A 14,088-nucleotide genomic window follows, 5' to 3' on the forward strand; every position below is an offset into this window, starting at 1 on the left:
CGATCGCCAGAAAGAAGATGATCACAGTGACCGAAGTGACCGCGACAGCGGAAGCACTCAAGCGCCTGTCCGACGAGGGCGTCTCCATCTGGCTCGACGACCTGTCACGCGGGCGGATCGAGTCCGGCAACCTCGCCGAACTCGTCGAGACGAAGCACGTGGTGGGCGTCACCACCAACCCGTCCATCTTCCAGGCCGCCATCGGCTCCGGGGCGGGATACGAGGAGCAGCTCACCGACCTCGCCGTGCGGGGCGTCACCGTCGACGAGGCCGTCCGCATGATGACGACCGCCGATGTGCGTGCCGCAGCCGATATCCTGCATCCCGTATACGAGGCGACCGGCGGCCGTGACGGCCGGGTCTCCATCGAGGTCGACCCGCGCCTCGCCCACGACACGGCGGCCACGATCGCCGAGGCCAGGCAGCTCGCCTGGCTGGTCGACCGTCCCAACGTCCTGATCAAGATCCCGGCGACGAAGGAGGGACTGCCGGCCATCACCGAGGTCATCGGCGCCGGCATCAGCGTCAACGTCACGCTGATCTTCTCCCTGGAGCGCTACCGCGAGGTCATGGACGCCTACCTCGCCGGCCTGGAGAAGGCGAACGCCGAGGGCCTGGACCTGTCCGGGATCCACTCCGTGGCCTCCTTCTTCGTCTCCCGCGTCGACTCCGAGATCGACAAGCGGCTGACGGTCCTCGGCACGGACGAGGCACTCTCCCTCAAGGGCCGCGCCGCCCTCGCCAACGCACGGCTCGCCTACGAGGCGTACGAGGATGTCTTCGCCGGTGAGCGCTGGACCGCCCTCTCCGGGGCCAGGGCCAACAAGCAGCGTCCGCTGTGGGCGTCGACCGGTGTGAAGGATCCCGCGTACAAGGACACGCTGTACGTCGACGAGCTGGTCGCGCCCGGCACGGTCAACACGATGCCGGAGGCCACCCTCGACGCCACCGCCGACCACGGCGTGATCACCGGCGACACCGTCACCGGCGGTTACGCGCAGGCCCGCGCCGACCTGGCCGCCGTCGAGCGGCTCGGCATCTCCTACGACGAGGTCGTGCAGCAGCTGGAGGACGAGGGTGTCGCCAAGTTCGCGGTGGCCTGGGACGACCTGCTGAACGCCGTGACGAAGTCCTTGACCAGCAAGGGGGTTGACGGGGAATGAGCAAGAAGCTTCCCGAAACGACGGCTGCGCGGGCCCAGGCGGAGGGGGCCAACCCGGAGGAGGCCAAGACGTCGGCGGCCCAGCCGGAGGCGACGGTCCCGGTGCTCCCGGCGGCCGACTGGTCCAACCCGCTGCGCCACCCCCAGGACCGCCGTCTGCCCCATGTCGCGGGCCCTTCCGGTCTCGTCATCTTCGGCGTCACCGGTGACCTGTCCCGCAAGAAGCTGATGCCGGCCATCTACGACCTGGCCAACCGCGGCCTGCTGCCGCCGGGCTTCTCCCTCCTCGGCTTCGCCCGCCGGGACTGGGAGCACCAGGACTTCGCACAGGTCGTGCACGACGCGGTCCGCGAGCACGCGCGCACCGAGTTCCGTGAGGAGGTCTGGCAGCAGCTCGCCGAGGGCATGCGGTTCATCCCCGGCGCCTTCGACGACGACCAGGCCTTCAAGCAACTGCGCGCAGCCATCGACGAGTTGGACGCCTCCCGGGGCACCAGCGGCAACTACGCCTTCTACCTCTCCGTACCGCCGAAGTTCTTCCCGAAGGTCACCCAGCAGCTCAAGAAGCACGGGCTGGCCGACGCCCCCGAGGGCTCCTGGCGCCGCGCGGTCATCGAGAAGCCGTTCGGGCGCGACCTGGCGAGCGCCCGCGAGCTGAACGCGATCGTGCACGACGTGTTCGATCCGGACCAGGTCTTCCGCATCGACCACTACCTCGGCAAGGAGACCGTCCAGAACATCCTGGCGCTCCGCTTCGCCAACCAGATGTACGAGCCGATCTGGAACCGGTCGTACGTCGACCACGTACAGATCACCATGGCCGAGGACATCGGCATCGGCGGCCGGGCCGGCTACTACGACGGCATCGGCGCCGCCCGTGACGTCATCCAGAACCACCTGCTCCAGCTCATGGCCCTGACCGCCATGGAGGAGCCCATCGCCTTCGACGCCGAGTCGCTGCTCACCGAGAAGCTCAAGGTGCTCAAGTCGGTGCGGCTGCCGGAGCAGCTGGGCGAGCACACCGTGCTCGCGCAGTACGCGGAAGGCTGGCAGGGCGGCGAGAAGGTGGCCGGGTACCTCCAGGAGGAGGGCATCGACCCCCAGTCGAAGACCGACACGTACGCGGCCATCAAGCTGGAGGTGGACAACCGCCGCTGGGCGGGCATCCCCTTCTACCTGCGCACCGGCAAGCGGCTGGGCCGCCGGGTCACCGAGATCGCGGTCGTCTTCAAGCGGGCGCCGCACTCCCCCTTCGACTCCACCGCCACCGAGGAGCTCGGCCAGAACGCGATCGTCATCCGGGTCCAGCCCGACGAGGGCATGACGGTGCGCTTCGGATCCAAGGTGCCGGGCACCTCGATGGAGATCCGGGACGTGTCGATGGACTTCGCCTACGGCGAGTCGTTCACCGAGTCCAGCCCGGAGGCGTACGAGCGCCTCATCCTGGACGTCCTGCTCGGGGACGCCAACCTGTTCCCGCGCCACCAGGAAGTGGAAGAGTCCTGGAAGATCCTCGACCCGATCGAGGAGTACTGGGCGACGCACGGCCGGCCGGCGCAGTACGCGTCGGGCAGCTGGGGACCCGAGGAAGCCGACGAGATGCTCGCACGAGACGGACGGAGCTGGCGCAGGCCATGAAGATCGACCTGACCGACACCACGGCAAGCAAGATCAACAAGGCGCTGGTGCAGGGTCGCCGCGCGATCGGCACCCCCGCCGTGGGCATGGTCCTGACGATGGTCATCGTCACGGACGAGGAGAACGCGTACGACGCGATCAAGGCGGCCGAGGAGGCCTCGCACGAGCACCCCTCGCGCACCCTGGTCGTCATCAAGCGGCACGCCCGCACCCCGCGCGACCGCACCAACTCCCACCTCGACGCCGAGGTGCGGGTGGGCGCCGACGCGGGCACCGGCGAGACGGTCATCCTCAGGACGTACGGCGAGGTGTCCGACCACGCCGACTCCGTCGTCCTGCCGCTGCTGCTGCCGGACGCCCCGGTCGTCGTGTGGTGGCCGGTGGACGCGCCGGACAACCCGGCGAAGGACCCGCTGGGCGCGCTCGCCCAACGCCGGATCACCGACCTGTACGCCGTGCCGGACCCCCTCGCGATGCTGGAGACCCGGATCCGCTCCTACGCGCCCGGCGACACCGACCTCGCCTGGACCCGGCTGACCCCGTGGCGCTCGATGCTGGCCGCGGCCCTGGACCAGGCCCGGGTGAAGGTGACCTCCGCGGCGGTCGAGGCCGAGGTGGAGAACCCGGCCGCCGAACTGCTGGCCCGCTGGCTGGAGGCGCGCCTCGGCGTCACGGTCGACCGGGTCGTCACCGCCGGGCCGGTGGTGACCGCCGTGCGCCTGGGCACCGAGAACGGCGAGATCGTCATCGACCGTCCCGAGGGCCCGCTGGCCACGCTGCACCTGCCGGGCCAGCCCTCGCGCACGCTCGCGCTGAAGGTCCGCACCACCTCCGAACTCATCGCCGAGGAGCTGCGGCGCCTCGACGCGGACGAGATGTACGCCGTCGCCCTGCGCGGCGAGGGCACCAAGGAGATCCCCTCTCATGTCTGACTCCGTTTCTGGCTCCGTTTCCGGCTCCCCCAAGCTCACCCGCCGACCGGAGTGGGCCGCCCTGGAGGACCACCGCGCGGACGCGCTCCTGCGCCCCAGCCTGCGTGAGCTGTTCGCCACGGACCCCGGGCGCGCGGAGCGGTACGTGGTGCGCGTGGGCGACCTGCGCATCGACTACTCCAAGAACCTGGTCACCGACGAGACGCTCGCCCTGCTCCAGGAACTCGCCACCGCCACCGACGTGTTCGGGCTGCGGGACGCCATGTTCCGCGGCGAGAAGATCAACGTCACCGAGAACCGCGCGGTGCTGCACTCCGCGCTGCGCGCCCCCGCGGACGCCGAGATCGAGGTCGACGGCGAGAACGTCGTGCCCGAGGTCCACGCGGTCCTCGACCAGATGGGCGGCTTCGCGAACCGGGTCCGCTCCGGCGAGTGGACCGGCCACACCGGCAAGCGGATCCGCAACGTCGTCAACATCGGCATCGGCGGCTCCGACCTCGGTCCGGCGATGGCGTACGAGGCGCTGCGGGCCTACTCCGCACGGGAGTTGACGTTCCGTTTCGTGTCGAACGTCGACGGCGCCGACCTGCACGAGGCCGTCCGCGACCTGGACCCGGCGGAGACCTTGTTCATCGTCGCGTCCAAGACCTTCACCACCATCGAGACGATCACCAACGCCACCTCGGCCCGCTCCTGGCTGCTGCACGGCCCCGGCGGCCTCGGCGAGGACAAGGCCGTCGCGAGTCACTTCGTGGCCCTGTCGACGAACGCGGAGAAGGTCACCGAGTTCGGCATCGACCCGGACAACATGTTCCAGTTCTGGGACTGGGTCGGCGGTCGCTACTCCTTCGACTCGGCGATCGGCCTCTCCCTGATGATCGCCATCGGCCCGGACCGCTTCGTGGAGATGCTCGACGGCTTCCGCATCGTCGACGAGCACTTCCGCAACGCGCCCGCCGAGGACAACGCCCCGCTGCTGCTCGGCCTGTTGGGCGTCTGGTACGGCAACTTCTTCGACGCCCAGTCGCACGCGGTGCTGCCGTACAGCCACTACCTGTCGAAGTTCACGGCGTACTTGCAGCAGCTGGACATGGAGTCCAACGGCAAGTCGGTCGACCGCGCCGGCCACCCGGTGGAGTGGCAGACCGGCCCTGTGGTGTGGGGCACGCCCGGCACCAACGGGCAGCACGCCTACTACCAGTTGATCCACCAGGGCACCAAGCTCATCCCGGCCGACCTGATCGGCTTCGCCCGGCCCGTCGACGAGCTCGGTGACGAACTCAAGGCGCAGCACGACCTGTTGATGGCCAACCTGTTCGCGCAGGGGCAGGCGCTCGCCTTCGGCAAGACCGCGGAGGAGGTGCGCGCGGAGGGCGTGGCCGAGGAGCAGGTGCCGCACCGCACCTTCAAGGGCAACCACCCCACGACGACGATCCTGGCGAAGGAACTCACGCCGTCGGTCCTGGGCCAGCTGATCGCCCTCTACGAGCACAAGGTGTTCGTCCAGGGCGCGATCTGGAACATCGACTCCTTCGACCAGTGGGGCGTCGAACTCGGCAAGGTCCTCGCCAAGCGCGTCGAACCCGCTCTCACCGAGGGCGCCGACGTCCCCGGTCTCGACACCTCCACCGCCGCACTCGTGGCCGCCTACCGCGACCTGAAGGAAGTGAACTGACATGCAGTTGGGACTCATCGGTCTCGGCAAGATGGGCGGCAACATGCGCGAGCGGATCCGCCGCGCCGGCCACACCGTCATCGGCTACGACCGCAACCCCGAACTGTCCGACGTGGCGAACCTCGCCGAACTGGTCGACAAGCTCGAAGCCCCGCGCACGGTCTGGGTGATGGTTCCGGCCGGCGCCGCCACCCAGTCCGTCGTCGACGAACTCGGCGGCCTGCTCTCGGCCGGCGACACCGTGGTCGACGGCGGCAACTCCCGCTGGACCGACGACGAGAAGCACGCCGAGGAGCTGGGCACCAAGGGCATCGGCTTCGTCGACGCGGGCGTCTCGGGCGGCGTCTGGGGCCTGAACAACGGCTACGCCCTGATGGTCGGCGGCGACAAGGAGCACGTCGACCGGCTCCAGCCGATCTTCGAGGCGCTCAAGCCGGAGGGCCCGTACGGCTATGTCCACGCGGGCAAGGTCGGCGCCGGGCACTTCTCCAAGATGGTCCACAACGGCATCGAGTACGCCATGATGCAGGCCTACGCCGAGGGCTGGGAGCTCCTGGAGAAGGTGGACTCCGTCACCGACGTGCGCGAGGTCTTCCGCTCCTGGCAGGAGGGCACGGTCATCCGCTCCTGGCTGCTCGACCTGGCCGTCAACGCCCTGGACGAGGACGAGCACCTGCAGAAGCTGCGCGGGTACGCGGAGGACTCCGGCGAGGGCCGGTGGACCGTGGAGGCGGCCGTCGACAACGCGGTGCCGCTCCCGGCGATCACCGCGTCGCTCTTCGCGCGGTTCGCGTCCCGCCAGGACGACTCCCCGCAGATCAAGATGATCGCGGCCCTGCGCAACCAGTTCGGCGGCCACGCCGTCGAGTCGGCGAAGGAGTAGCGGACCGTGGGGGACCTCTATCTGGTCCGCCACGGTGAGACGGAGTGGAGCAGGTCGGGCCAGCACACCAGCTGGACCGACCTGCCCCTCACCCAGCACGGCGAGGAACAGGCCAAGTCCCTCGTCCCGCTCCTCTCCTCGCGGACCTTCGCCCTCGCGCTGGCCAGCCCGCTGGACCGCGCGATACGCACCGCCGAACTGGCGGGCCTGACCGGGGTCGTGACGGACCCCGACCTGCACGAGTGGGACTACGGCGCCTACGAGGGCGTCACCACCGTCGACATCCACCGCACCCGCCCCGACTGGTACCTGTGGACGGACGGCGTGCCGCCCGGCCCGGACGCGCATCCGGGCGAGTCGCCCGCCGAGGCCGGCCTGCGGGCCGACCGGGTGCTGTCCCGGGTGGACGCGGCGCTGCCGGACGGCGACGTGATCCTCGTGGCCCACGGCCACTTCCTGCGCGTGGTGACGGCGCGCCGGCTGGGGCTGGCGCCGGCGGACGGACGGCTGTTCCAGCTGGCGACCGGAACGGTGAGTCGACTGTCCACAGAACACGACCGACCGGTGATCGCGGAGTGGAACACCAGGCCGTAGGACAGCACGGGGCCCACCGCCCAACTCCGCCGAAAGGCTGAGCGAGTTGAGGGGTGGGCCCTTCTGTGCGCCCCTTCTGTGTGCCGGTTGACAGGCGCGGCGGGGCACGTCAGAGTCCGGGCTGATGGAGATCGACAACTTGACGCCGGCCGAACTGCGGGTGTGGCGCGCGTTTTCCCGGGGCGAGTTCGTGGACTTCCGTGCGGCGGAGGACGAGGACGCGGCAGCGGGGGCCGACTGGGGACCGGAACGGACCCTGCGCGCCTCGATGCTCAGGGCGCTGCTCGTCAGCGCGCCCCAGGAGGATGGCGAGATCGCCGCCCTGAGGGTCACGGGCGCCCGGATCACCGGCGCACTCGACCTCACGCACGCCGTCGTGGACCACCCCGTCCGCCTCGGCCAGTGTCACTTCACCGACCCGCCCGACCTGTACGGCATCCAGCTGCGCAGGCTCAGCCTGCGCGGCTCCGTGCTCCCCGCCCTGGACCTCGGCAGCGCGCGGATCGACGGCGTGGTGCAGCTGGCGGACTGCCGGGTGGGCGGGCGGGTGCAGCTGACCGGAGCACAGATATCCGGCGCCCTGATCCTGGACCGCGCCGAACTCACCACGCGGGACACCTCGGAGCCGGTGCTCAAGCTCAACCAGGCAGTGATCCAGGAGGACTTGCGGGCCCCGGAGCTGCGCGCGCATGGCGAGGTACGGCTCAACGGCGCCACGGTCAACGGATCGGTCCAGCTCAACGGCGCCCGCCTCAGCAACCCCGGCCGGGTCGCCTTCGACGCCCAGACACTCACCGTGGAGGGCGACGTCCTGCTGCGGAACACCGACGTACGCGGCTGGATCGGCCTGCGCGGCGCCCGCATCACCGGCCGCCTCGACCTGTCGTACGCATCCCTGTCGAACCCCGGGAACGCCACGCTGCGGGCCACCAGTTGCACCATCGGGGAACTCTGGCTGCGGAAGGGACCTCCTCCGGACGGCTTCCTCAATCTGCGCCGCGCCCAGATCGACGTCCTGTTCCTGGAACCGGAGATGCTGCCCGACCGGCTGCTGCTCAACAGCCTCGTCTACACCTCCCTCACCCCGCACGAACCCGCCGAACGCCGTCTGCCCATGCTGGAGCGGGACGGCGACGGCTATGTGCCGCACGTCTACGAGCAGTTGACCGGCGCCTACCGCCGCATGGGCGACGACGACGCCGCCCGTCTCGTCCAGCTCGCCAAGCAGCGCCGCCGTCGCTCCACGCTCCGCTGGTACGGCCGCCTGTGGGGCCTGGTCCAGGACGCCACCGTCGGCTACGGCTTCCGCCCGCTGCGCGCCTGCGGGTGGCTGCTCTCGCTCCTCGCCGTCGGCTCACTCGCGTACGCCCTGCACCACCCCCGCCCGCTGAAGCCGTCCGAGGCCCCGGACTTCGACCCGGTGTTCTACACGCTCGACCTGCTGCTGCCGGTGATCTCCTTCGGCCAGGAGGGGGCGTTCGCGCCGGAGGGCTGGTACCAGACGCTGTCGTACGCCCTCGTCATCGCCGGCTGGATCCTGGCCACGACGGTCTTCGCCGGTGTGACGCGGACCGTCAGCCGCCAGTGAGTCCCTTCACGAGGTGCTGGGCGGCCAGCCGCACCGGGGCGTTCTGGGCGCCGTAGCCCCGGTAGTCGCCGTCGCGCTGGACCAGTTCGAAGAAGACGTGGCCCAGGGTGCGGGTGTAGCAGTGGCGGAAGGTGCCGTGCGCGTCACGGTCGTAGAGGATGCCGAGCTCGCGGTACGTCTCCAGCTCGCCGTCGGCGAACTCGTAGCGGGCGGCCAGGTCGTCGTAGTAGTTGGCGGGGATCGGCAGGAGCCGGCCGCCGGCCTCGGTGAAGCGGCGGGCCGCGGCGACCACGTCGTCGGTGGCCAGCGCGATGTGCTGGGCGTGGACCGTGTCGTCGGTGGGCGCCGCGCCGACGGAGAGGGCGATGCGCACACTGCCCTCGGCGTTGGTGACGGCGCGGCTGCGCAGCAGGCCGTAGGGGTCGGCGACGTCCACGCTTTCCTGCGCGTGCAGGCCGAGCACGCTGCGGTGGAAGAGGGCCGCCTCGTCGAAGTGGTGCCAGGGCTGGGTGAGCGCGAGATGGTCGATGCGGGCCGTGGCCGCGGCGGACGTCGGCCCGTGGGCGACGTCCTCGAAGTCCGCGCGCCAGTCGGGAAGTTCGGGGCGGCCGGTCGCGCAGAAGAAGAGTTCCGTGCCGTCGGGAGCGGCCACGGCGTCGAGCGGGGCGTCCTCGGGGGCGCGGCGGCGGGGCAGCACGGGGGCGAGCAGGGCTTCCGCACGGCGGGCGGCGGCCGCCGGGTCCGGTGACTCCAGTCCGATCGCGGCGAGCCCGGTGCCGTCACGCCGTACGGCGGTCCCGGTGTTGACGAGGACGCGGGCCTCGCCCTGCTGCCACAGGTCGACTGGTTTGCTGCGGTGGCGGGCCGTACGGGCGAAGCCCAGGGCGGCGAGCACCGCCGAGACGGGCTCGGCGTCGGCCGTGACCAGTTCGGCGAAGGCGACTCCCGTGGGGGCGACCGACGCGGGCGGCGCGGCGACACCCACCGTCTCCTGGAGGACCAGCAGGGAGCGCCGGGCGTCCACGGCCGTCGGACCGGCCTCGGCCTGGCGGAAGACGTCGTTGAAGATCTCCAGGGAGAGCGGGCCGTCGTAGCCCGTATGCAGTACACGGCGTACGAGATCCGGTATGTCGAAGCCTCCCTGCCCCGGGAAGCAGCGGTAGTGGCGGCTCCATTGCAGGACGTCCATCGCGAGCAGCGGGGCGTCGGCGAGCTGGAGGAAGAAGATCTTCTCGCCGGGGATGTCCTCGATGCCCTTCGGGTCGGAGCCTCGCGACAGGATGTGGAAGCTGTCCAGGCAGGTGCCGAGCGCGGGGTGGCCGGCCGTCTCGACGAGGCGCCAGGCATGGTCGTAGGTGCTGACGTGCCGGCCCCAGGCGAGTGCCTCGTAGGCGACGCGGATGCCGAACTCCCCTGCCAGGTCCGCCAGTCGGCTCAGCTGTTCGGCGGCGAGGGCGTCGTCGTCGACGGCGAGCGGGGAGACGCTGGAGCAGACCAGGACGGTGTCGGCGCCGAGCCCGCGCATCAGCTCGAACTTGTGCCGGGCGCGCCGCAGGTTGCGGGCGAACTCGTCCTCGGGCACGGCCTCGATGTCGCGCATCGGCTGGTACAGGTCGATGGTGAGGCCGAGGTCGGCGCAGCGGGCGCGGATCTCCTCGGGGGTGAGGGGGCTGGCGAGCAGGTCGTTCTCGAAGATCTCGACGCCGTCGAAGCCGGCCCGGGCCGCGGCCGTCAGCTTCTCGGTGAGGGATCCGCTGAGGGAGACGGTGGCGATGGACGTACGCACGTCGGTACCTCTTTTCTGAAGAGTCCCTGGAGCAGCCGCTATTGGGGGGCGGCCACGGCCCCGGCCAGCTCGGTGAAGTCCGCGAGCATCCGCGCGCTGTCGGGTTCCCGGCCGGTGAACAGGCGGAACGCGTCCACGGCCTGGAAGACGGCCATGCCGCCGCCGTCGAGCGTGGCGCAGCCGAGCGCGCGGGCGGTGCGCAGCAGTTCGGTCTCCAGCGGGCGGTAGACCACCTCGGCGATCCACAGCCCGGGGTGGAGGAGTTCGGCGGGGAGCGGCAGGCCGGGGTGGGCGGCCATGCCGGTGGGGGTGGCGTGGACCAGGCCGCCGAGACCGTCGGCCCGCGCGAGCAGGTGCGGCAGCCGGTCGGGGGTGGCGGCGGTTGCCCGGCCGTCACCGAAGTGGCGGTTGAGGGAGTCGGCGAGGGCGGCGGCCCGCTCCGGCAGCGCGTCGACGACGGTGACCCGCTCGGCGCCGAGGGTGAGCGTGGCGTGCGCGACGGCCGCGCCCGCGCCGCCGGCCCCCAGCTGCACGACCCGCTCCAGCGGTGCGTCGGGCAGCCCGCGTGCGAAGGAGGCGGCGAAGCCGGTGACGTCGGTGTTGTGGCCGACGGCCCGGCCGTCCTCGAAGACGACGGTGTTGACCGCGCCAAGGGCCTCGGCCTGCGGGGCGAGCGCGTCCAGGTGCGCGATGACGTGCTGCTTGCACGGATGTGTGATGTTGAGCCCGTCGAAGCCCAGGTCGCGGGCGGTCCGCAGCAGATCGCCCACCGCCTCGGCCGCAACGCCCAGACGGTCGATGTCGAGGAGCCGGTACAGATAGCGCAGGCCCTGGCGGTCGGCCTCCCGCTCGTGCAGCGCCGGACTGAGCGACGGGCCGATGCCGGAGCCGATCAGTCCGACGAGATACGAGTCCTTGGACAGCACCGAGGGACCTCCTGAGCGGCTCAGCGAAGCTAATGTACGAACTGGTACGTTAGCTATACAGCAAAGCGGGAGCCGGGGGAAGCCCTCTGCGGATCCCGTACCGCGAGCGGGCTTCTACAATCTCGGCACACGAGAATCTCGGCGCACGAGCCGAGAAACGCGCCCCTCGCCCGAAGGAACCCGATGACCAGCGTCGAAGAACCGGCACGACCGAACGGGCGCATCCGTGACGCCGTCCGTACCCAGGCCGAGATCCTCGACGTGGCGACGCAGGAGTTCGCCCGGGCCGGCTTCGACGGGGCCCGGGTCGACGAGATCGCCGCCCGCACCCGCACCACCAAGCGGATGATCTACTACTACTTCGGCGGCAAGGAGCAGCTGTTCACGGCCGTGCTGGAGCGGGCCTACGCCGTGATCCGCGACGCCGAGCAGCAGCTCGACGTCGAACACCTGGACCCGGTCGCGGCCATCCGGCGCCTCGCGGAGGTCACCTTCGACCACCACGAGCAACACCCCGACTTCATCCGTCTGGTGAGCATCGAGAACATCCACGGGGCGGAGCACATCGCGGCCTCCGAGAAGCTCGGCAAGATCGGCTCGCCCGCCCTCGACGTGATCCGCCGGATCCTGGCCTCGGGCCAGGAGTCGGGCCTGTTCACGGCCGACGTCGACGCCGTGGACCTGCACGCGATGATCAGCTCGTTCTGCTTCTTCCGGGTCGCCAACCGGCACACCTTCGGCGCCCTGTTCGGCCGTGACCTGGTCGATCCCGCGCGGCGCGAGCACTACCGCGCGATGCTCGGCGACATGGTGATCGCCTATCTGACGGCGGACCGCGCGGCGGGCTGAGAGCCGCACCCGGCCCGGAGAAAGATCCTTCGGCATGACCTCTTGACACCCGGGAAACGTGAGCGCAACATCCCTACCCACCGCACCTAACTACCCAGTGGGTTAATTAAGCCGAGATCCGGCACCTCTCCCCTCCGCTCACTCCGCCCACGGTGGAGTCCCCCGAAGGAGCACGCCGTGTCCGTCCCCGCCACCCCGCTCGCCCCGCCCGGCCAGCCGAAAAAAGCCGCCACGGCCGCCTGGATCGGCAGCGCCCTGGAGTACTACGACTTCTTCATCTACGGCAGCGCGGCCGCGCTGATCTTCCCGGACGTCTTTTTCGACGAGTCCGACCCGGCCACGGCGACCCTGCTGTCGCTGGCCACGTTCGGCGTGGCGTACGCGGCCCGTCCGGTCGGCGCGCTCTTCCTGGGGCACTTCGGCGACCGGGTCGGCCGCAAGAAGATCATGGTGTTCACGCTGATCCTGATGGGCCTGTCGACCTTCCTCATCGGCTGTCTGCCCACCCGCGAACAGGTCGGCACCCTCGCCCCGGTCCTGCTCGTCCTGTGCCGCGTCCTTCAGGGCATCTCGGCGGCCGGCGAGCAGGCCAGCGCCAACTCGATGACGCTGGAACACGCGCCGCCGGGCCGGCGCGGATTCTTCACCAGCTTCACCCTCAGCGGCACCCAGGGCGGCCAGCTGCTCGCCACGCTGGTCTTCATCCCCGTCGCCGCGCTGCCCGAGGACCAGCTGCTGTCCTGGGGCTGGCGGATCCCGTTCTGGATGAGCGTCGCGGTCGCCGTCGTCGGCTACGTCATCCGCCGCAAGCTGGAGGAGACCCCGGCCTTCGCCCAGCAGGCCGCCACCGAGGGCGTCGAGAAGCTGCCGCTGGTGGTGCTGTTCCGCGAGCACTGGGCGGACGTGCTGCGGGTGATCGGGGGCGCCCTCATCGCCTCCGTCAGCACGATCTTCACGGTGTGGGCACTGTCGTACGCCACCAGCGACTCGGTCGGCATGGACCGGTCGTCCATGCTGTGGGTGGGTGCGCTCGCCAACCTGGTCGCGCTGGCCGCGATCCCCCTGTGGGCCACGCTGTCGGACCGCATCGGCCGCCGCCCGGTGTTCCTGATCGGCGCGGCCGGCAGCGCGGTGACGATGTTCCTCTACCTGTGGGCGATCTCGACCGGCTCCTACCCGCTGACCCTGCTCCTGGGCATCGTCGCCTTCGGCGTCGTCTACAGCGCCGCGAACGGCGTGTGGCCTTCCTTCTACGGCGAGATGTTCACCACCCGGGTGCGGCTGTCGGGCATGGCGATCGGCACCCAGATCGGCTTCGCCGTGGCCGGTTTCGCGGTCACCTTCGCCGCGGAGATCGCGGGTCCGGACGGCGACGACTGGTCGGCGGTGGCCCTGTTCACCGCGGCCCTGTGCGTTCCGCCGGTGATCGCCGCCCTCACGGCCCGCGAGACCCACAAGATCCCGACCGAGCGCCTCGGGGAGCGCTCGGCCCGCGAGGCGGAGCAGCCGGAGAGTGTGAGGGCCTGAGCCTGATTCCGTAGCGTCGCGCGCGCCCCCGCAGGCCGTCACGGCTGCTGGGGCGCGCGGGGTTCTGGCGGGCCGGCCGCCCTTGAACGAGCCGGCCGCACTTGAACAGTCGGGACGCACTTGAATCTGACACCGGTGTCAAGGCCGACCCTGCCCGCATGAGCACCGGCACCTCCTTGCATTCCGCGGAGCCGGCCCGAACCGGCCGTCTGCCCCTGTCCGCCCTGCCGGCCCTGACCACCGCCGTCTTCGTCACGAGCCTCACCGAGACGGCCGTGACCGTGTTGGCGACGGCGAACCCCGTCTCGTGGAGCGTGCCGGCCCTGCTGCTGCCGGTGCTCGCCGTCGTGACGGGCGCGCGTGCGCACGGGTTTCCGGTGCGGCGGAGCGCTTCGTGAACGCCTCGGGCTCAAGAGGCCCTCTTGGGCACCTCCCTTGGGTTCTAGTGGTCGTTGCAACACCCCAGTTCAGGGGATGCAATGGACTTCGAGATCCGTAGGGACCGGACGGCTCAGGGCCCTGTGAGGC

12 protein-coding genes are annotated in these 14,088 nt (G+C 70.7%); 10 read left to right on the forward strand and 2 right to left on the reverse strand.

What is annotated here, in order from left to right:
- Positions 1-17 precede the first annotated feature (17 nt).
- The 7 genes from tal (at position 18) to AB0I77_RS37475 (ending at position 8,472) form a co-directional block, all read left to right on the forward strand.
- On the forward strand, positions 18-1,163 hold the full coding sequence (tal, locus tag AB0I77_RS37445) for a transaldolase (protein ID WP_363287246.1): 1,146 nt from the start codon (positions 18-20) through the stop codon (positions 1,161-1,163).
- The gene (zwf, locus tag AB0I77_RS37450) at positions 1,160-2,800 is read left to right on the forward strand and encodes a glucose-6-phosphate dehydrogenase (RefSeq protein WP_363287247.1); all 1,641 of its coding nucleotides are present in this window, start codon (positions 1,160-1,162) and stop codon (positions 2,798-2,800) included. Before tal ends, zwf begins: the two co-directional genes overlap by 4 nt.
- On the forward strand, positions 2,797-3,732 hold the full coding sequence (opcA, locus tag AB0I77_RS37455) for a glucose-6-phosphate dehydrogenase assembly protein OpcA (protein ID WP_363287248.1): 936 nt from the start codon (positions 2,797-2,799) through the stop codon (positions 3,730-3,732). Before zwf ends, opcA begins: the two co-directional genes overlap by 4 nt.
- On the forward strand, positions 3,725-5,407 hold the full coding sequence (pgi, locus tag AB0I77_RS37460; protein ID WP_363287249.1) for a glucose-6-phosphate isomerase: 1,683 nt from the start codon (positions 3,725-3,727) through the stop codon (positions 5,405-5,407). Before opcA ends, pgi begins: the two co-directional genes overlap by 8 nt.
- Before the next feature lies 1 nt (position 5,408).
- Positions 5,409-6,290 carry a phosphogluconate dehydrogenase (NAD(+)-dependent, decarboxylating) gene (gnd, locus tag AB0I77_RS37465; RefSeq protein WP_363287250.1) on the forward strand — a complete coding sequence of 294 codons (882 nt, stop codon included), beginning with the start codon at positions 5,409-5,411 and terminating at the stop codon, positions 6,288-6,290.
- Between the two features lie 6 nt (positions 6,291-6,296).
- On the forward strand, positions 6,297-6,884 hold the full coding sequence (locus AB0I77_RS37470) for a histidine phosphatase family protein (protein WP_363287251.1): 588 nt from the start codon (positions 6,297-6,299) through the stop codon (positions 6,882-6,884).
- 124 nt (positions 6,885-7,008) lie between these two features.
- The gene (locus tag AB0I77_RS37475; protein WP_363287252.1) at positions 7,009-8,472 is read left to right on the forward strand and encodes a membrane-associated oxidoreductase; all 1,464 of its coding nucleotides are present in this window, start codon (positions 7,009-7,011) and stop codon (positions 8,470-8,472) included.
- Here AB0I77_RS37475 and AB0I77_RS37480 read toward each other — a convergent pair.
- Positions 8,459-10,258, reverse strand: a complete 1,800-nt coding sequence (locus AB0I77_RS37480) for a TIM barrel protein (RefSeq protein ID WP_363287253.1) — start codon at positions 10,256-10,258, stop codon at positions 8,459-8,461. The two genes, AB0I77_RS37475 and AB0I77_RS37480, sit on opposite strands and share 14 nt — an antisense overlap.
- A gap of 38 nt (positions 10,259-10,296) precedes the next feature.
- Positions 10,297-11,181, reverse strand: a complete 885-nt coding sequence (locus AB0I77_RS37485; protein ID WP_363287265.1) for a shikimate dehydrogenase — start codon at positions 11,179-11,181, stop codon at positions 10,297-10,299.
- Positions 11,182-11,367: 186 nt separating this feature from the next.
- Between AB0I77_RS37485 and AB0I77_RS37490 the strand changes: the two genes are divergently transcribed.
- From AB0I77_RS37490 to AB0I77_RS37500, 3 genes are all read left to right on the forward strand, one after another.
- The gene (locus AB0I77_RS37490; protein ID WP_363287254.1) at positions 11,368-12,033 is read left to right on the forward strand and encodes a TetR/AcrR family transcriptional regulator; all 666 of its coding nucleotides are present in this window, start codon (positions 11,368-11,370) and stop codon (positions 12,031-12,033) included.
- A gap of 177 nt (positions 12,034-12,210) precedes the next feature.
- Positions 12,211-13,560, forward strand: a complete 1,350-nt coding sequence (locus AB0I77_RS37495) for an MFS transporter (protein WP_363287255.1) — start codon at positions 12,211-12,213, stop codon at positions 13,558-13,560.
- Between the two features lie 158 nt (positions 13,561-13,718).
- Positions 13,719-13,958, forward strand: coding sequence for a hypothetical protein (locus AB0I77_RS37500; RefSeq protein ID WP_363287256.1), 240 nt, complete (start codon positions 13,719-13,721; stop codon positions 13,956-13,958).
- Positions 13,959-14,088: the final 130 nt, after the last annotated feature.

It is taken from the genome of Streptomyces sp. NPDC050619 (assembly GCF_040654815.1).
In the GTDB taxonomy this organism is placed as follows: Bacteria; Actinomycetota; Actinomycetes; order Streptomycetales; family Streptomycetaceae; genus Streptomyces.

Bases quoted from the DNA above. Each gene is read 5' to 3' on its own strand.
- tal (WP_363287246.1), top strand. From the start codon at position 18: ATGATCACAGTGACCGAAGTGACCGCGACAGCGGAAGCACTCAAGCGC.
- zwf (WP_363287247.1), top strand. From the start codon at position 1,160: ATGAGCAAGAAGCTTCCCGAAACGACGGCTGCGCGGGCCCAGGCGGAG.
- opcA (WP_363287248.1), top strand. From the start codon at position 2,797: ATGAAGATCGACCTGACCGACACCACGGCAAGCAAGATCAACAAGGCG.
- pgi (WP_363287249.1), top strand. From the start codon at position 3,725: ATGTCTGACTCCGTTTCTGGCTCCGTTTCCGGCTCCCCCAAGCTCACC.
- gnd (WP_363287250.1), top strand. From the start codon at position 5,409: ATGCAGTTGGGACTCATCGGTCTCGGCAAGATGGGCGGCAACATGCGC.
- AB0I77_RS37475 (WP_363287252.1), top strand. From the start codon at position 7,009: ATGGAGATCGACAACTTGACGCCGGCCGAACTGCGGGTGTGGCGCGCG.
- AB0I77_RS37490 (WP_363287254.1), top strand. From the start codon at position 11,368: ATGACCAGCGTCGAAGAACCGGCACGACCGAACGGGCGCATCCGTGAC.
- AB0I77_RS37500 (WP_363287256.1), top strand. From the start codon at position 13,719: ATGAGCACCGGCACCTCCTTGCATTCCGCGGAGCCGGCCCGAACCGGC.